This is a genomic window from Oerskovia sp. NPDC057915, assembly GCF_042887685.1.
Taxonomy (GTDB): Bacteria; Actinomycetota; Actinomycetes; order Actinomycetales; family Cellulomonadaceae; genus Oerskovia.
Map to the genome: position 1 here is coordinate 68,621 of NZ_JBHVOS010000002.1, position 15,836 is coordinate 84,456.

Here is a 15,836-nt window from a genome sequence, read left to right on the forward strand (position 1 = left end):
CGACGTCGGGGCACCTCTCTCCCCCTGGGCCCGCCCGCACCGGGGAGAGGTCGACGATTCCCGGTCCGGGTCGCACCCGACCGGCCGGACATCCCGCACGGGAGCCTTGTCGTGACGGACAATGGTGCGCGAGCGAACGAGGAGCACATCACCGTGGGAGAACCTGAAGTACGGATCTGCGTGGTCGGCGACGAGCTGAGCGCGGGCGTCGGCGACGCCAAGGGCCTCGGCTGGGCCGGGCGAGTGGTCGCGCGCACCCGTTTCCCGGGGACGGCGATGGTCTTTCCTCTCGCGATCCCGGGCGAGACGACGACCGCCATGAGCCAGCGGTGGGACGCCGAGACGAGCAGGCGCTTCGACCACGACCCCGAGGCCGACAACCGGCTCGTCCTCGCCCTGGGCCGGCACGACCTCGACGCGGGCCTGTCGGTGGCGCGGTCGCGGCTCAACCTGGCGAACGTCCTGGACGTGGCCGAGCACCGTCGTCTGCCGACGTTCGTCGTCGGGCCGCCGCCCGGTCGTCCCGAGGACAACGACCGGGTCGCCGAGCTCTCCGCGGCCTTCGCGGACGTCGCCAACCGCCGCCGCGTCCCGTACGTCGACACGTTCACGCCGCTGGTCACGCACGAGCAGTGGCTCGCGGACCTCGCGACGAGCGGCGGCGGGTATCCGGGGCAGGCGGGCTACGGGCTCATGGCGTGGCTGGTCCTGCACACGGGCTGGCACGCGTGGCTCGGCCTGCCCGACGACGTCGCGTAGGCCGGGCCCTCGGCTCGCCGAGGGCGACGCCCCGCACCCCGACGGTGACCGGGCCACCCGCCGAGGGTGACCGGGCCACCCGCCGACGGTGACGACAGCGGCCTGCGGCCTCCCGTCAGGGGTGACCGCAGGCCGCTGTCGCGTCTCCGGGCGCTGTACGCCCGGGGGCCTCAGCCCCGCGAGACCGTGAGGTCGCCCGAGACCGTGCTGACCGACACGTAAGCGCCGCTCGTGCCCTCGGAGTGGTCCACGGACGTGGTGCGGGACTGTGCGCTGGGGACGGGGGCGCCGTCGAGCACGACCTTGCCCGTGACCGCGCGCGCCTTGAGGTTGACCCCCGCGCCCTCGCTCAGTCGCAGGGTGACGTCGCCCGAGACGGTCTTGGCGGTCACGAGGGGTGTCGTCTCGCGCGCCTCCACGACCACGTCGCCCGTGACCGTGCTGATCGTGACCCGTCCGAGCGCACCCTCGGCCTCGACACGACCCGAGGCCGTGCCCACCTTGACGTCACCCTCGTGCGTCGTGACCGCGACGCGGCCCGCGACGGTCTTGACCGAGAGGGTGCCCACGGTGTCGGTCACGGTGACCGACCCGTCGGCCGTCGTCACGGACACCGGCGCGCGGGTGCCGCTGACCGTCGTCGCGGCGCGGGCGGTCGCGATCTTGACGGGCAGGTGCGCCGGGAGCACGACCCGCACGGTGGCGGTGTCCTTGTCCTTGAGCCCGCGCAGACGGTCCACGGCCCCCTCGACACCGTCGAAGTCGTAGGCGATCTTCAGCTCGCCCGCGTGCGTCGTGACGCGCAGGGGCCGGGGGCTCACGTCGGTCACGTCGACGGTCGCGCCGGACTCCCGGCTCGGGTCGCTCACGACCTCGACCGCCCCGTTCGTGAGGCCCACGACGAGCGACGCCACGTCGGCGACCTCGATCTGCTGCGGTGCTGCGATGACCCAGGACTCGGTTCCCATGTCGTTCTCCTTCGTCGTCTGCGTGTCGTGCCGGTCGTCGTGCTGGTTCGGGTCGTGCTGGTCGTGCGGGTCGTGCGGGTCGTGCGGTTCCGCCGCCTCGGGGCCGCCGGTCACGGCAGCGTCCCCCGGACCGCGCGCCGGGCCGAGTCCAGCACCGTGCGCAGCGTCTCGAGCGTCAGCTCGGTGACCGCGCTGCTCGCGTCGGCGCGCCGGAGGTCGGCGCGCACGTCGTCGCGGAACCGCTGCACCATGGCCTCGGCCTCGACGCGGCGGGCGTACGACTCGCCGCGGCGAGGGTCCGGGGTGGCGGCGGGCCGTGGGCGCACGCGCGCCTCCTGGGCCGCGGCGGCGAGCTCGGCACGCAGCCCCTGCATGGAGCCCTGGATGTCGGCGCGCAGGGCGTGCGCCCGGGTGCGCACGGTCTGTGCGATCCCGTCCTCGAGCGCCGCGACGTCGGCGCGGCGTGCCGCGACCTCGGCCCTGCCTGCGGGCGTCAGCTCGTACGTGGACTTGCGGGCGCTGTCGCTGCGACGCACGAGCCCCTCCTCCTCGAGCCGGGCGAGGCGCGGGTAGATGGTGCCGGCGCTGGGACGGTAGGTCCCGCCGAAACGGTCGCTCAGGTCCGTCATGAGCTCGTAGCCGTGCTTGGGCCCGGACTCGAGCAGCGCGAGGAGGTAGAGCCGGAGCTCGCCGTGGGCGAAGACGGAGGCCATCAGCGGTCCGCCGGTCCGTCCGCGGGGCCGCCGCCCGGCCGTCCCGCACGGCTGTCCGAGGTGCCCCACGGGGCGCCGGGGTACGCATCGGCCGGGGCGTCGTCGTACGACCACGGGTGGGCGCCCGCGTCGTCGGCCTGCGCGCCTGGGCCTCCCCATGCCGCGGTGTCGGCGGGCTCGCCCCGCAGCACCGTCACGTTGCCCGAGACCGAGTTGACCTGGAGCCTCTTGCCCGGGGTCCCGGACGGGCCGGCCTGGCGGTAGGAGCCGCCGGGCGTGCCGCGGTGCTCGACGCCGTCGACCACGAGGCGGCCGCTCACGCAGCGCAGGGTGTAGTCGAGGTCGTCGGGCTCGGGGACGCGCACCAGGACGTCGGCCGAGACGGCGTTGACGTTCATGACGTCGGGGGTGGCGCTCGAGTCGAGCGTGACGTTCCCGGAGACGGTGTTGAGCTTGACGTCGGTCAGGGCGCCCGAGGCCGTGAGGTCGCCCGAGACGGAGTCCATGACGAGGGTGCCCACGTGGTCGCGGACCGTGACCTCGCCCGAGACCGTGTCGACGCGGACGGCGCCGGTCGTCTGTGTCGTCATGACCGAGCCGCCGACGGTGGCGACCGAGACCTTGGCCTGGGTCCCGGCGACGAGGCCGTCGCCGCGCACGGTCGCGAGCTTGACGCGGACGTGGGCGGGCACGCCGACGTAGACGTCGGCGCGGTCCTTGCCGCGGTAGTTGCGGAACGAGTCGAGGAAGCCCTGCCACCCGCCCGTGGGCGAGTACCCGACCGTGAGCCTGTCACCGTCGAGGCGGACCTCGAGCGGGCGCCCCTCGATCGAGTGGACCTCGACGCGTACGCCCGGCTCGTCGTGCACCACGACGTCGATGCGTCCGTTGAGCAGGTTCGCGTCGAGGCGGGCCACGGGCCCGACGTCGATCGTCTGCGGACCGGTCACGGTCCAGTTCTCGGTCGCCATGTCTCTCCTCGCGTTCCTGCGGTGTCCCGCCCGGTCCCGTGAACGCGATGTATCGCGTTTCTGTTCACACGATATATCGCGTCTTGGACGAGGACAAGCCCCAGATGTGGGAGCATTGAGCAGACAGAATCCGGCGTGAGGAGCAACCATGAGCAAGCGCGGACGCAAGCGTCGCAGCCGCAAGGGCAGCGCAGCGAACCACGGCAGGCGCCCCAACGCCTGATCACGAGCCCGCCAGGGCCGCGATCACGCGCCCTGCGGGCGAGTGCGTCGAAAGGGCCCGTCCTCACCTCGGTGAGGACGGGCCCTTTCGACGTTCTCGGGTCACCCCGTGGCCACGGTCGGCGCCGGCGCCAGCACAGCCCGGCATCGCGGCCGACGCCAGCACAGCCCGGCATCGCGGCCGACGTCAGCACCTTCCGATGTCGCGGTCGACGCCAGGACAGCCCGGCATCGCGGCCGCCATCGGGCGCACCGCGGGCGTGGTCAGGACGACGGCGCGCTCCCAGAGGACCGCCGGCACCGGAGCGCAGAGCCCGAAGGCCTCAAGCCCCCGGGCAGGGCGTCAGATGCCCTCGACGACCGTCGTCGTCGTACGCAGTACGGTGAACTGCGCCTGGATGCGCAGCCGGAGCTCCACGGGAGCCTGCTCGTGGCACGAGCGGCGCACGAGCTGCTTGACGAGCTCCTCGGCGCTCAGCTCGGCCAGGCACGGCGAGCAGTGCGCGACGTGCGCTCGCATGCGCACCTCGTCGTCCGACGTCATCTCCGAGTCGAGGTACTCGTACAGGTGCTTGAGCGCGTGCTCGCACTCGGTCTCGCCCTCGGTCGAGTGAGGGATCGGCACGATGACGGGTTCCTCCGCCTCCGTGCTCACGTTCTGCTTGCTCACGACTCACCTCCGGGGGTCTTGGCCCCCACCAGTCCTCGGTCCTTTGCGTAGTCGCTCAGCAGATCACGCAGCTGGTGCCGACCACGGTGGAGCCGCGACATCACGGTCCCGATCGGCGTGCCCATGATCTCGGCGATCTCCTTGTACGGGAAGCCCTCGACGTCCGCGTAGTACACGGCCATCCGGCGGTCCTCCGGCAGCTCCTGGAGAGCCTTCTTCACGTCGGAGTCCGGGAGCCGGTCCAACGCCTCGGCCTCGGCCGAGCGCAACCCCTGCGACGTGTGCGACGCCGCGCGGTGGATCTGCCAGTCCTCGACGTCCTCTGCCGCGGACTGCAGCGGCTCGCGCTGCTTCTTGCGGTAGTTGTTGATGAACGTGTTGGTGAGGATCCGGTAGAGCCACGCCTTGAGGTTGGTGTCCGGGCGGTACTGGTGGAACGCGGCGAACGCCTTGGTGAACGTCTCCTGGACCAGGTCCTCCGCGTCGGTCGGGTTGCGCGTCAGGCGCAGCGCCGCCGAGTAGAGCTGGTCGAGGTACACCAGCGCGTCGCGCTCGAAGCGCGCCGAACGGGCCGCGTCGTCCTCCGTGGAGGGAGCCCGGTGGGTGTCCTCTGCGTCATCGGCGCCCGAGAGGTCGCCTGCGCTGCTGCTGATCTGGTCCGTCATCGACAACGAGCCTAGTCCTCCTGCCGGTCGGGTGTCCGCCGAGAGCGCAGAAGGTGCGACCGCGCCGAACGGCACGACCTCGAGGCTCGGTGCGGCGGGGGCGCTCACGGCCGCTTCCGCTTCCAGTACACATGTCACGCTCAGCACAACCGCCGGGTACGCCGTGTCATTCCCGCAGGGGCCGGATCCCGCGGTTCCCGCGCGTCCGGGGGGACGCGGAGAGGTCAGGCGAGGCTGTGCTCGGTGAGGACAGGCAACCATCGGGTGTGCTCGGGCACGATCCTCGCTAGCGTGACCGCATGACGACCACGACACCCGACTCCCGGTTCCGCACCCTCCTGCGCGAGCAGGTCGGCCACGAGCTCGACGCCCACCAGCAGTACATCGCGATCGCCGTGTGGTTCGACTCGCACGACCTGCCCCAGCTCGCCGCGCACTTCTACCGCCAGTCGGTCGAGGAGCGCAACCACGCCATGATGATCGTCCAGTACCACCTCGACCGTGACCTGGAGATCTCGATCCCCGGCACGGGGGCGGTGCGCAACGACTTCGACTCGGTGCTCGAGCCCCTCCAGCTCGCGCTCGACCAGGAGAAGCAGGTCACCGACCAGATCGAGGCCATCTTCCGTGCGGCCCGCGAGGAGGGCGACGCCCTGGGCGAGCAGTTCCTCCTGTGGTTCCTCAAGGAGCAGGTCGAGGAGGTCGCATCGGCCACGACGCTCCTGACGGTCGCCCGCCGCGCCGGGGAGAACCTGTTCGACCTCGAGAACTACGTGGCCCGCGAGACCATCGGGGACGGCGGCGAGTCCGCCGACGCCCCCGAGGCGGCCGGCGGCGCGCTCTGACCTGAGCGCACGGGCGGGGCCGGACGGTTCCCGGCCCCGCCCTCGCCGTGCCCGGCCCCGGACCTTCCGACCCGTCCCCGCCCGACGGCGGCGCCCACCCCTGGCTCTCGGCGTCGCCCGGTCCTCGATCACCCCGCTCGACCGGCGCGGGTCGCCCGGAGAGTGCACGCCCGGTGGCATGCTGAGCAGCGATGGGACAGGCTGGGTCGACCGGGGGCGGCACCAGCGTCCCGGTGTCCGCCGTCCTCACCGGCACCCGTTCGACGAAGGAGACCCACCGATGCTGCTGCGTCACGTCGCGAGGCCCATGCTGGCCTCCTGGTTCATCTACGACGGCGTGCAGGCCGCCCTCAAGCCCGCGGAGCACGTGCGAGCCGCCCGTCGGGGCGCGAGCCTCGTCGGTCAGCAGCTCGGCGTCGAGGAGCCGCTCAGCGAGAAGCAGGTGTCGGCGCTGGTCCGGGTGCACGGCGCCGCGACCGCGGTGGCCGGGCTCTTCCTCGCCGTCGGCAAGGCACCCCGGACCGCAGCCCTCACGCTCGCGGCCCTGAGCGTCCCCCTCGCGGTCGTCAACCAGCCCTTCACCCCGAGCGACGTGCCCCGCGACGTGCGCACCCGCAAGTTCGTGGGCAACCTCGGCGCGATCGGGGCGGCCCTCATCGCCGGGGCCGACTACGAGGGACGCCCCGGCGTCCGGTGGCGCGTCGACCGGGCCCGCAAGGACCTCGACCTGGCCAAGAACGCCAAGCACCAGGTGGACGCGGCCAAGCACAAGGTCGAGTCCGCGACCGACAAGGCCACGCACGCCGTGACGGCGAGCGCCCGCACCGCGACCCGCAGGGCGCGTCGCGCCGCGAGCTCGGCGGCGAGCACCGCGACCGAGACCGTCAAGGGCGCCGTCTCGCGCTGAGGACCAGCCGCACCACGTCCACCACCGACGACGCCGGCACCGGGCTCCCCGCGGGACCGCTCCCGCCCCACCGACGGCGTCGCCCGCCGCAGCCCGACCGCGGCGGCGAGCGACGCCGTCGGGCGGTGGACGGGCCCGGCCGAGGACCGGACGGAAGGCCCCGCCGAGGGCCCCGTGCCATAACCTGGGGCATGTGACCAGCGACCTTCCTGCCGCCCGCCCCGACGAGACCACCCCCGCGCCGACGGCGTGGCCCGCGCCCAGCCGGACCGGCGCGACCGCCGGTGCCCCGCTCGACGCGACCGTCGCGGTCCCGGGCTCCAAGTCGCTCACGAACCGCCTCCTCGTGCTCGCGGCCCTCGCCGACGGGCCGGGCGTCCTGCGCGGCGCGCTGCGCAGCCGCGACACCGACCTCATGGCCGCGGCGCTGCGCGACCTGGGCGTGGGCATCACCGAGGGCGACGACCCGAGCGAGCTGCACGTGACGCCCGGCGCGCTGCGCGGCCCCGCCGAGATCGACTGCGGCCTCGCGGGCACGGTCATGCGCTTCGTCCCCGCGGTCGCGGCCCTCGCAGACGGCACCGTCCGGTTCGACGGCGACGAGGGCGCGCGCGTGCGCCCCATGGGCCCCGTGCTCGACGCCCTGCGCGACCTGGGCGTGCCCGTCGAGGGCAAGGACACCCTGCCGTTCACGATCACGGGACGCGGTGCGGTGCGCGGCGGGCACGTCGACGTCGACGCGTCGGGGTCGAGCCAGTTCGTCTCGGGCCTGCTGCTGGCTGCGGCGCGCTTCGACGAGGGCGTCACGCTGCGCCACACGGGCCCGACGCTGCCGAGCGTGCCCCACATCGACATGACGGTCGAGGTCCTGCGCGAGGTCGGCGTCCAGGTCGACGACTCGCGCCCCACCATCTGGACCGTCTCCCCCGGGCCGATCGCCGCGCGCGACGTGTACGTCGAGCCCGACCTCTCCAACGCGGGCCCGTTCCTCGCTGCGGCCCTCGTGGTCGGCGGCACGGTGCGCGTCCCGGGCTGGCCCACCGTGACGACCCAGCCGGGCGCCATGATGGCCGAGCTCCTCACCGCGATGGGCGGGCGCGCCGAGCTGGCCGGCGGTGTCATGTCCGTGACCGGGACGGGCGAGGTCCGCGGGATCGACGTCGACCTCCACGAGGCCGGCGAGCTCGCCCCGACCATCGCAGCCCTGGCCGCGATCGCCGACTCCCCCAGCCGGCTGCGCGGCATCGCGCACCTGCGCGGCCACGAGACCGACCGCCTGGCCGCGCTCGCCACCGAGATCACGCGCCTCGGCGGGCAGGCCGAGCAGACGCACGACGGCCTCGTCATCACCCCGCGCCCGCTGCACGGCGCCACGTTCCGCACGTACCACGACCACCGCATGGCGACCTCGGGCGCGCTGATCGGCCTGCGCGTGCCCGGCGTGCTCGTGGAGGACGTCGAGACGACCGCCAAGACCCTGCCCGGGTTCACCACCATGTGGGACCGCATGCTGAGCGCCGCGGGATCGGCGAGCTGATGGCGCGGCGCGTCCGCGACGAGTCGGACTTCCGCGACCGGGCGAGCAACAAGAACTCTCGCCCCCGGACCAAGCAGCGTCCCCAGCACGAGGACGCCGAGACCGGTCTCGTCACGGGCGTCGACCGCGGGCGCTACACGCTCCTGCTCGACGAGGACCAGCCGAGCGAGCGCACCATCCTCGCGATGAAGGCGCGCGAGCTCACGCGCAACCGCGTGGTGTGCGGCGACCGCGTCGACATCGTGGGCGACACCACGGGCGAGGACGGCACGCTCGCGCGCATCGTCCGCATCCAGGAGCGCACCTCGACCCTGCGGCGCACGGCCGACGACACCGACCCGTACGAGCGCATCATCGTCGCCAACGCCGACCAGCTCGTGATCGTCACGGCCCTGGCCCAGCCCGAGCCCCGCACGCGCATGATCGACCGCTGCGTCGTGGCCGCGTACGACGCGGGCATGGACGTCCTGCTGTGCCTCACCAAGGCGGACCTCGCCGACGCGACGTCGCTGCGCGAGCTCTACGAGCCCATCGGGGTCAAGGTCGTCGTGACGCGGCGGGTGCACGACTCCGCCACCGGGGCCGGGCACGCCGGGCACGGCGACGAGCCCGGCCACAACTCGTCCGACGCGGCCGAGGAAGCGTGGCGCATCGAGCCGCTCGAGGCCGTGCGCGCCGAGCTCGAGGGCCGCACGTCGGTGCTCGTGGGCCACTCGGGCGTCGGCAAGTCGACGCTCGTCAACGCCCTCGTGCCGGACGCGTACCGGGCCACGGGCGTCGTCAACGACGTCACGGGCCGTGGTCGGCACACGTCGACGTCGGCCGTCGCGCTGCGCCTGCCCGACGCCGACGGCAACCCCGCGGGGTGGGTCATCGACACGCCCGGCGTGCGCTCGTTCGGGCTCGCGCACGTCGACGTCGAGAACCTCCTCAAGGCGTTCGACGACCTCGACGTGGTCGCCGACGACTGCCCGCGCGGCTGCACGCACCTCGACGGCGCGCCCGACTGCGCGCTCGACGACTGGCTCGAGGCCTCCCCCGAGGACGAGAAGGCGGCGCGCACCGCGCGTGTCGAGTCGTTCCGACGTCTGCTGGCGGCGCGCACCGGTACGGTGTGAGCCATGCCGACCTACGACGACGACCTGCGCCTGGCTCACGTGATCGCCGACCAGGTCGACTCGCACACCATGTCCCGCTTCAAGGCCCTCGACCTGTCCGTGGAGTCCAAGCCGGACAACACCCCGGTCAGCGACGCCGACCGCGCCGCGGAGGAGATCATCCGCAGCCACCTCTCGCGGGCCCGCGGGCGCGACGCGATCGTCGGTGAGGAGTTCGGCGAGACCGGGCACGGCGCCCGCCGCTGGATCGTCGACCCGATCGACGGCACCAAGAACTTCGTGCGCGGGGTCCCGGTGTGGGCCACGCTCATCGCGCTGGCCGACGGCGACGAGATCGTCGTCGGGCTCGTGTCCGCCCCCGCGCTGGGCCGCCGCTGGTGGGCCGCCAAGGGCACGGGCGCGTGGAGCGGGCGCTCGCTCGCGGCCGCCAGCCGCCTGCGGGTCTCCCAGGTCGGCAAGCTGGACGACGCCTCGCTGTCGTACTCGTCGCTGTCGGGGTGGGAGGAGCGCGGGAAGCTCGACGCGTTCCTCGACCTGACCCGCGAGACCTGGCGGACCCGGGCCTACGGCGACTTCTGGTCCTACATGCTCGTGGCCGAGGGGGCCGTGGACGCGGCCGCCGAGCCCGAGCTCGAGCTCTACGACATGGCGGCCCTGGTCCCCATCGTCACCGAGGCCGGCGGGACGTTCACGTCCTTGGACGGCACTCCGGGACCGTGGGGCGGCAACGCGGTGGCCACGAACGGCCTGCTGCACGACGAGATCCTGGGCCGTCTCTCCTGACCCGGCCGGGCTGGTGCTCGGCTGACGAGAACGGACCTGAGGCCGTCATCCGGTGGATGGCGGCCCCAGGTCCGTTCTCGACGCCTTGACGCTGCGCGACAGGCTACTTGGCGCGGGGGACGCTCTTGAGCTCCGACCAGTCGTACCAGAGCAGGTCGCGCTCGTTCACGCGGTCGATCGCTGCGTCGAAATCCTCGTCGCGTTCCTCGTCGGCGGCCGCGAAGACCTCGGCGATGTCCACCGCGGCCTCGGGCTCGTCGACGTGGACGCACACGATGCGCACCTCGGGGATGGACGCCGTGACGTCGACCGCGCTGGGCGCGAGGTCGTCGGCCGACTCGTCGTCCCCGGGCTGGGTCAGCGCGACCATCTCGTCGGGCACCTCGACCGTGACGACGAGCCGCTGACGCGGGGCGCCGACGCGACCGGCGATGAGCGCGAGCGAGTCGTCGGCGGCCTCGAGGGCCGCGGCGAACTCCAGGCCCTCCTCGTCCTCGTCGGGCAGCTCGCGGGAGAGGGCGGACGTGACGGCGTGGGCGGCTCGCGGAGCGAGGGACCACACGGCCTCGTCGCCGGTCACGGTGACGGCGTCGAGCTCGTCGACGGTGGCGGGAACGTAGATGCGCATGGGATCAGTGTGCCGGTTCCGGGACGCGTTCGCGTGGTCCGCCCGGCGCGGACGTGCTCGCAGGGGGTCTCACGGCCCCTCTCACCCGCTGGGCGAGCTCGACGACCGCCCGCCGGACCGGGGTCTCCGGCGCGTGCTCGGCGAGGGTCCTGCCTGCGAGCAGCACCGCGTCGAGGGTCTGCCGGTCGTCCGGGAGGACGTGCAGGTCCGTGACACCGCCGTACCGTCCGAGCGCGTCCCGGACCGCGGCCTCGGGGCGGGGCCCGGCCGCCGAGGAGCGGACCCGGTTCGCGACCACGATCCGCGACGCCCCGCTCGTCGCGCCGCTGTCCGCCAGGTCTCCCAGGCCCCGGACGAGCCGTTGGATCCCGACGGCGTCCGACCCTCCGACGACCAGTACGACGTCGGCGGCGGCGAGCGCGCTGAGCGTCGCCCCGTTGCGCTGCGGGGCGTGCGTGTCGTACGACAGCAGCTCGTCCTGCTCGAGCCCGAACCCGCAGTCGATCACGGTCCAGTCGGCGAGCGCCCGGGACAGCCCCCAGACGACGTCGAGCGACGTCGCCGGGAGCTCGGGCCAGCGCGCGGCACGCGTGATCCCGGTCAGGACGCGCAGGCGCGGAGCGACGACCGGGGCGAGGCGTGCGAGCCCCGCGAGGTCGAGGGTCCCCTGCCCCGCGCTGCGGGCGGCCGCCGCGAGTCCCGGCGACTCGTCGAGGAGACCGAGGTGCTGCGCCACCGACCCGGCGTAGGTGTCGGCGTCGACGAGGAGCGCCTCGGCGAGGTCTCCACCCTCCGTGCCCGACGGCGCGTCCTGGCCGCGGCGGCGACGTCGCCCGCCGCGCTGCGCCCGACGGGCGTCCGAACCGGCCAGCTCGGCCGCCAGGTGCACCGCGAGCGTCGTCCGCCCGGGCGCACCGGCCGGCCCCCAGACCGCGACGACGGTCCCGGTCCGCGGGGCCGGGTCGTGCGCAGCGCCGCCCTGCGGCTCCCCGGGGCGGGCGCCCGACGGCGGGCCTCCCTGACCGCCGTGCCGACCTCGCCCGTGCGCCTCGTCCCGGACGGTCGCGACGAGGACCGCGCTCGGGGTGTCCTCGTCGAGGACCACGTCGACCCCGATGGTACGCAGCCGGTCCCCGAGCCAGTCCTGCCGCCCGGCGAGCACGACGACCCGCACACCGCAGCCGTGCAGGTGCGCGATCGACTCACGGTCGATCCCGGGGAGGTCGGCCGAGATGATCGCCGCCGTCCCGGCGCCGGCCCCGGCCGCGGCGAGCAGCTCGGTGAGGTCCGCGCAGCGGCGCGCCACGGCGACGCCGGACCCGGGAGTCGTCAGGGCCGTCACGACCGCGGTCTCACCGCTGCCCCGCACCGCGCACAGCACCGACGCGACAGGAAGGGTCGAGTCGGCGGTCATGCGCTGCCGCCTGCGACAGGAACGACCGCGATCTCGCCCTCGGCCGCGAGTGCCGCGAGGACGCCGGGCAGCTCGTCCGTCGGAACCAGGACGTGGAGGGTGGTCGGTCCTCCGGTGACGAGCGTCCCGCCGGACTCGGCGACCTGCGCGACCACGACCTGCGCGGCGAGCGTGTAGGGCTCCGCCCCGTCCTTCTCGTCCGCCGTGCCGTCGGTCGCCGTGGCCACGTCCTCGGCGGTCGGGACGAACCAGACGTCCACGAGCGCGCCGTCGGTGACCCTGTCGGACAGGGCCCCCGCGACCGGGATCGCCACCGCACGCACCTCGAGCTCCTCCGAACCGCCGACCGCGGAACGAGCCACGAGCTCGCCGTCGCCCACCACGCGGAGCGCCACCAGGTCGTCGGGCAGCGGTCGTCCCGCGAGGAAGTACTTCCCGTCCCCCGACCCGAGGCGTACCTCGACGGCCCGGAGGCTGCTCGCGTCGACGGGCTCACCGGGTGTGAGCGGGCCCGCTGCGGCGTAGACGGCCACGGTCCGACCGGCCGACGACACGGCCCACGAACCGAGGGCGACCGAGGCGGCGACGAGCACGAGCCCCAGGAGGAGGCGTGGGTCCCGCCAACCGGGCCGGCGCAGCCGGGCCACGGTGGGGTTCGGCAGCAGGTCGGGAGAGCTCGTCATGAGGGTCCGTTTCGTCGTCGGGAGGTTCGATCGGGCAGGGACGGGAGCGGCGCCCCCGAGCGGCGAGCATCACGGGGGCAGGGGGCCATCATGCCGACCAGCGCCACCCTCGTGGGCCGAGGGGGCGGTCGCCTGTGGACAACCCGGACCGGTGCCGGCACCGTGAAAGACTGTGTCCATGTCACAGCGCTTCCTCACCCTCGCGGACGTCACGGAGGAGCTCAACATCTCTGCGGCACAGGCCTACGCGCTGGTCCGCAGCGGTGACCTCCCGGCGATCCAGGTCGGCGGACGAGGGCAGTGGCGGGTCGAGGCCAGCGAGCTCGAGGGGTACATCCAGCGCATGTACGCGCAGACCCGTACCCGCATCGACGCGGGCGACTTCGAGTCCTGAGGTCCCGCGCACGAGGGGTCGCGGCGGGCGTGACGGAGCCATCGCGCCACGCACCCCCCGCTCCCCCTGCACCCGCCCGTCCCCTGGTCCGTCGCCTACGGCTCGCTCACGCAGACCAGCGCTGCGAACGGGACGACACGGCTGCTCCTCGCACCGCCCTCGGTGCCCATGACGTCCAGGTGGTCCTTGCCGACGCGGGCGACCCGTCCGTCGACCTCACCTCCCGGTGTCCGCACACGGACGACGGCACGGTCACGCATGAGCGCCCTCAGCAGGGACGGGAGACCGCGCCCGGCTCCTGAGCCGGAGGGCCCCGGGACGGCGTGCGCAGTGAGCCCGTCGAGCACCATGACCGCGAGCAGCGGCACGACGTGCCGTCGACTCCCGTCCCCGAGCAGGAACCAGTCGGCGCCGACCGCTCGGACCTGCCCGGTCACGTGCGACCCGTCGGTGAGCCGGACCCCGACCGGGCGACCCTCGATGCTCCCCCGCAGGCGGTCCGCGAGCGAGATCGTGGCCTGCTCGGCACGGGTGAGGTCCGCGAGCACGTGGGCGTCCGCCTGGACGTCGGCGGCGTCGAGCTGCGCCTCGAGGTCGGCGAACAGCAGGTCCCAGCGCACGCCCACACCGTAGCGGTCGGTCCGGGGGTTTCGTCCAGAGGCGTCCGAACTGCGAACTACCTCTGGACAACTCGAGAGTGGTCTAGTTTGATGTAGCACGATCAAACTGCATCAAACGCGATGATCGATCCGGCCACGGACCCGACGTCGTCGTCCATCTTCAGGGGGAAGCATGGCGCAGCACCTCGGGCCCGCCCACGCGAACGCTCGGCAGGAACCTCGACACGGCCCGCGGCTGGCCGCACTCCTCGGCCTCACAGCCGCGACAGGCGCCGCCGCAGCCCTGCTGACCCTGCGGGTCCTGACCCTCGCGGGCGGCCTCCCCACCACTCGCTTCGAGACCTACCTGGAGCTCCCGCTCGTCGGGGTGGGAGGCCTGCTCGCCGCCTGGGTCGCGACCAGCTCCGTGCTCGCCGCGTGGTGCGCCCTCGCGCGCGTCGCAGGACGCCGCTGGGCAGCCGGCGAACGGCTCGTCCATCGGCACGCCCCCGCCCTCGTCCGTCGTCTCGCCGGCACGAGCGTCGCCCTCTCGGTGGGCGCCGGACTCGTGCTGGGGGCAGGGAGCGCGCAGGCGGCCGAGGTCGACCCCCCGGCGCCCGTCGCGACACCGGTCGTCGTCGATCTCGGCTGGCAGAGCACGCCCCTCGAGCAGGCTGTCGCCCCGGAGCCGGCGCTCTCCGCAGCCGGACCGGCGGGGGTCCCCTCCGGCGCCGCCGACGAGAGCACGGCGAGTGCGCTCCCTCTGCCCGACGGCGCCCGGGGGCAGCGCGCTGCCGGCACGGATACCAGCACCGGCACCCCGACGGTCGCCCCGGGCAGCCCGACTCTCCCGGTACCGGGCACGGGGCAGCCGGACGCGCCCGTACCGTCAGCCGACACGCCACGTGACCGCGGCGCAGAGGGCCCTACGTCAGGCCCACCCGACGTGGCGTCGAGCGCCGGCGTGACGGCTCCCGGTCACGTCCCGCTCAGCGGGCTCCTGGGCGGCACGCAGCCTGCAGCCCCCGCACCGCACTCCGGCACCCCGCTCGCCGCGACACCGCCGGGCCCGGCCAGGGCGGAGGGTCCTGGCGCCGCTGGCCTCCTGCCCAGGGTCCCGAACGACGCCTCGACCGTGTCCGTCGTGGTCCTGCGCGGCGACTCCCTCTGGTCGCTCGCCGAACGAACGCTCGGCGAGGGGGCGACCGACGCCCAGGTCGCCGCGGAGTGGCAGCGCTGGTACGCGGCGAACGCCGAGGTCATCGGCCAGGACCCTGACCTCATCAGACCGGGTCAGGTCCTGCAGGCTCCCCGAACTCCCTGACCCTCCGCGCTCTTCCACCGCACCGTCGACCTCTCACTCCGTCCCACCGGGCGTCCGCCGACGCACCGGTCCTTGCCGACCCAGGAGACGCCATGCCGATCACCGCCGTCCGCCACCACGCCCGCCCGATCCGTTCCGGCGCGGCCCCACGCCTCACCGCCCCGGCGGCCACGCTCCCTCGAGCCGTCCCGCGGGGGCCCCGGGTCCTGACGTTCGGCGGCGCGCCGCAGTTCCCCGTCGCCGAGGACCTCGCCGACAACGGTCGTCCCGTCACGTCGACAGCGGAGCTCGCGCTGCCGGACCCGACGGCGATCTGCTGCTCGGTCGTCCGGGCGGCCGTGGAGGTCCTGCGTGGCGAACGCCCCGTGGCACAGCTCCAGCGCTGGCTCGCCCCGGACGTCTTCGACTCGCTGGGCCGGCGTGCGCTGCTGATGCAGGGCACCACCGAAACGGATGCGGCGGCGCGGCCCGTCGTCGTCCGCCGGGCGCGGCTCGTGCGTCTCGGCGAGACCACGGCCGAGGCCACGGTGATCCTGGAGGACCTGGACAGAGTGCGAGCGGCGGCCCTCCGACTCGAGGCCCGTCGCGGCGTGTGGCGCGTCGTGGTCCTCGAGATCGGCTGACCGCCGCTCGCGG

At 74.1% G+C, this 15,836-nt stretch carries 19 protein-coding genes; 10 read left to right on the forward strand and 9 right to left on the reverse strand.

Going from position 1 to position 15,836, the window contains the following annotated elements; all coding sequences use genetic code 11:
- Positions 1-111 precede the first annotated feature (111 nt).
- Complete coding sequence (locus ACFVQ3_RS01670) at positions 112-759, forward strand: GDSL-type esterase/lipase family protein (RefSeq protein ID WP_387634256.1); 648 nt, start codon at positions 112-114, stop codon at positions 757-759.
- A gap of 170 nt (positions 760-929) precedes the next feature.
- On the opposite strand, the gene ACFVQ3_RS01675 is transcribed toward ACFVQ3_RS01670, so the two are convergent.
- Genes ACFVQ3_RS01675 through ACFVQ3_RS01685 form a run of 3 tightly spaced genes read right to left on the reverse strand, consistent with a single transcriptional unit; the run spans position 930 to position 3,411 of the window.
- Entirely contained in the window at positions 930-1,841 is a 912-nt protein-coding gene (locus ACFVQ3_RS01675; RefSeq protein WP_387634259.1) for a DUF4097 domain-containing protein, read from the reverse strand.
- A complete protein-coding gene (locus ACFVQ3_RS01680) occupies positions 1,838-2,440 on the reverse strand; it encodes a PadR family transcriptional regulator (protein ID WP_387634262.1) in 603 nt (200 codons plus the stop codon). Before ACFVQ3_RS01680 ends, ACFVQ3_RS01675 begins: the two co-directional genes overlap by 4 nt.
- Entirely contained in the window at positions 2,440-3,411 is a 972-nt protein-coding gene (locus ACFVQ3_RS01685; RefSeq protein WP_387634265.1) for a DUF4097 domain-containing protein, read from the reverse strand. The genes ACFVQ3_RS01680 and ACFVQ3_RS01685 overlap by 1 nt, the downstream gene beginning before the upstream one ends.
- A 148-nt stretch (positions 3,412-3,559) precedes the next feature.
- Here ACFVQ3_RS01685 and ACFVQ3_RS01690 point away from each other — a divergent pair, with 148 nt between their 5' ends.
- Positions 3,560-3,634, forward strand: a complete 75-nt coding sequence (locus ACFVQ3_RS01690) for a 50S ribosomal protein bL37 (RefSeq protein ID WP_370449906.1) — start codon at positions 3,560-3,562, stop codon at positions 3,632-3,634.
- Positions 3,635-3,976: 342 nt separating this feature from the next.
- On the opposite strand, the gene rsrA is transcribed toward ACFVQ3_RS01690, so the two are convergent.
- Entirely contained in the window at positions 3,977-4,303 is a 327-nt protein-coding gene (rsrA, locus tag ACFVQ3_RS01695; protein ID WP_387634268.1) for a mycothiol system anti-sigma-R factor, read from the reverse strand.
- Complete coding sequence (locus tag ACFVQ3_RS01700; protein ID WP_372440752.1) at positions 4,300-5,106, reverse strand: sigma-70 family RNA polymerase sigma factor; 807 nt, start codon at positions 5,104-5,106, stop codon at positions 4,300-4,302. Before ACFVQ3_RS01700 ends, rsrA begins: the two co-directional genes overlap by 4 nt.
- Positions 5,107-5,267: 161 nt before the next feature.
- Here ACFVQ3_RS01700 and ACFVQ3_RS01705 point away from each other — a divergent pair, with 161 nt between their 5' ends.
- From ACFVQ3_RS01705 to hisN, 5 genes are all read left to right on the forward strand, one after another.
- A complete protein-coding gene (locus tag ACFVQ3_RS01705; protein ID WP_030149991.1) occupies positions 5,268-5,813 on the forward strand; it encodes a ferritin in 546 nt (181 codons plus the stop codon).
- 280 nt (positions 5,814-6,093) lie between these two features.
- Entirely contained in the window at positions 6,094-6,720 is a 627-nt protein-coding gene (locus ACFVQ3_RS01710) for a DoxX family protein (protein WP_387634273.1), read from the forward strand.
- Positions 6,721-6,913: 193 nt separating this feature from the next.
- Positions 6,914-8,257, forward strand: coding sequence for a 3-phosphoshikimate 1-carboxyvinyltransferase (gene aroA, locus ACFVQ3_RS01715; protein ID WP_387634276.1), 1,344 nt, complete (start codon positions 6,914-6,916; stop codon positions 8,255-8,257).
- Entirely contained in the window at positions 8,257-9,375 is a 1,119-nt protein-coding gene (locus tag ACFVQ3_RS01720; RefSeq protein ID WP_387634279.1) for a ribosome small subunit-dependent GTPase A, read from the forward strand. Before aroA ends, ACFVQ3_RS01720 begins: the two co-directional genes overlap by 1 nt.
- A 3-nt stretch (positions 9,376-9,378) precedes the next feature.
- Complete coding sequence (gene hisN / locus ACFVQ3_RS01725; protein ID WP_387634282.1) at positions 9,379-10,158, forward strand: histidinol-phosphatase; 780 nt, start codon at positions 9,379-9,381, stop codon at positions 10,156-10,158.
- A 103-nt stretch (positions 10,159-10,261) separates the two neighbouring features.
- On the opposite strand, the gene ACFVQ3_RS01730 is transcribed toward hisN, so the two are convergent.
- Genes ACFVQ3_RS01730 through ACFVQ3_RS01740 form a run of 3 tightly spaced genes read right to left on the reverse strand, consistent with a single transcriptional unit; the run spans position 10,262 to position 12,883 of the window.
- Positions 10,262-10,786 carry a DUF6912 family protein gene (locus ACFVQ3_RS01730; protein ID WP_387634285.1) on the reverse strand — a complete coding sequence of 175 codons (525 nt, stop codon included), beginning with the start codon at positions 10,784-10,786 and terminating at the stop codon, positions 10,262-10,264.
- A 4-nt stretch (positions 10,787-10,790) separates the two neighbouring features.
- Positions 10,791-12,200 (reverse strand): CpaE family protein, encoded by a 1,410-nt coding sequence (locus tag ACFVQ3_RS01735; RefSeq protein WP_387634288.1) that lies wholly within the window; start codon positions 12,198-12,200, stop codon positions 10,791-10,793.
- Complete coding sequence (locus ACFVQ3_RS01740) at positions 12,197-12,883, reverse strand: hypothetical protein (protein ID WP_387634291.1); 687 nt, start codon at positions 12,881-12,883, stop codon at positions 12,197-12,199. Before ACFVQ3_RS01740 ends, ACFVQ3_RS01735 begins: the two co-directional genes overlap by 4 nt.
- A gap of 178 nt (positions 12,884-13,061) precedes the next feature.
- Here ACFVQ3_RS01740 and ACFVQ3_RS01745 point away from each other — a divergent pair, with 178 nt between their 5' ends.
- Positions 13,062-13,277 (forward strand): helix-turn-helix domain-containing protein, encoded by a 216-nt coding sequence (locus ACFVQ3_RS01745; protein ID WP_138823467.1) that lies wholly within the window; start codon positions 13,062-13,064, stop codon positions 13,275-13,277.
- A 95-nt stretch (positions 13,278-13,372) separates the two neighbouring features.
- Here ACFVQ3_RS01745 and ACFVQ3_RS01750 read toward each other — a convergent pair whose 3' ends face one another.
- Positions 13,373-13,897 (reverse strand): hypothetical protein, encoded by a 525-nt coding sequence (locus ACFVQ3_RS01750; protein WP_387634294.1) that lies wholly within the window; start codon positions 13,895-13,897, stop codon positions 13,373-13,375.
- A 172-nt stretch (positions 13,898-14,069) separates the two neighbouring features.
- Here ACFVQ3_RS01750 and ACFVQ3_RS01755 point away from each other — a divergent pair, with 172 nt between their 5' ends.
- Both ACFVQ3_RS01755 and ACFVQ3_RS01760 read left to right on the forward strand, forming a co-directional pair.
- On the forward strand, positions 14,070-15,200 hold the full coding sequence (locus ACFVQ3_RS01755; RefSeq protein WP_387634297.1) for a hypothetical protein: 1,131 nt from the start codon (positions 14,070-14,072) through the stop codon (positions 15,198-15,200).
- A gap of 92 nt (positions 15,201-15,292) precedes the next feature.
- Positions 15,293-15,823, forward strand: a complete 531-nt coding sequence (locus tag ACFVQ3_RS01760; RefSeq protein WP_387634300.1) for an Rv3235 family protein — start codon at positions 15,293-15,295, stop codon at positions 15,821-15,823.
- Positions 15,824-15,836 lie beyond the last annotated feature (13 nt).

What these genes read in the sequence shown, in the direction of transcription:
- ACFVQ3_RS01680 (WP_387634262.1), bottom strand. Translation starts at nt 2,440, where the DNA reads ATGGCCTCCGTCTTCGCCCACGGCGAGCTCCGGCTCTACCTCCTCGCG.
- ACFVQ3_RS01745 (WP_138823467.1), top strand. Translation starts at nt 13,062, where the DNA reads ATGTCACAGCGCTTCCTCACCCTCGCGGACGTCACGGAGGAGCTCAAC.
- ACFVQ3_RS01760 (WP_387634300.1), top strand. Translation starts at nt 15,293, where the DNA reads ATGCCGATCACCGCCGTCCGCCACCACGCCCGCCCGATCCGTTCCGGC.
- ACFVQ3_RS01705 (WP_030149991.1), top strand. Translation starts at nt 5,268, where the DNA reads ATGACGACCACGACACCCGACTCCCGGTTCCGCACCCTCCTGCGCGAG.
- ACFVQ3_RS01720 (WP_387634279.1), top strand. Translation starts at nt 8,257, where the DNA reads ATGGCGCGGCGCGTCCGCGACGAGTCGGACTTCCGCGACCGGGCGAGC.
- ACFVQ3_RS01755 (WP_387634297.1), top strand. Translation starts at nt 14,070, where the DNA reads ATGGCGCAGCACCTCGGGCCCGCCCACGCGAACGCTCGGCAGGAACCT.
- ACFVQ3_RS01730 (WP_387634285.1), bottom strand. Translation starts at nt 10,786, where the DNA reads ATGCGCATCTACGTTCCCGCCACCGTCGACGAGCTCGACGCCGTCACC.
- ACFVQ3_RS01710 (WP_387634273.1), top strand. Translation starts at nt 6,094, where the DNA reads ATGCTGCTGCGTCACGTCGCGAGGCCCATGCTGGCCTCCTGGTTCATC.
- hisN (WP_387634282.1), top strand. Translation starts at nt 9,379, where the DNA reads ATGCCGACCTACGACGACGACCTGCGCCTGGCTCACGTGATCGCCGAC.
- ACFVQ3_RS01735 (WP_387634288.1), bottom strand. Translation starts at nt 12,200, where the DNA reads ATGACCGCCGACTCGACCCTTCCTGTCGCGTCGGTGCTGTGCGCGGTG.
- ACFVQ3_RS01740 (WP_387634291.1), bottom strand. Translation starts at nt 12,883, where the DNA reads ATGACGAGCTCTCCCGACCTGCTGCCGAACCCCACCGTGGCCCGGCTG.
- ACFVQ3_RS01685 (WP_387634265.1), bottom strand. Translation starts at nt 3,411, where the DNA reads ATGGCGACCGAGAACTGGACCGTGACCGGTCCGCAGACGATCGACGTC.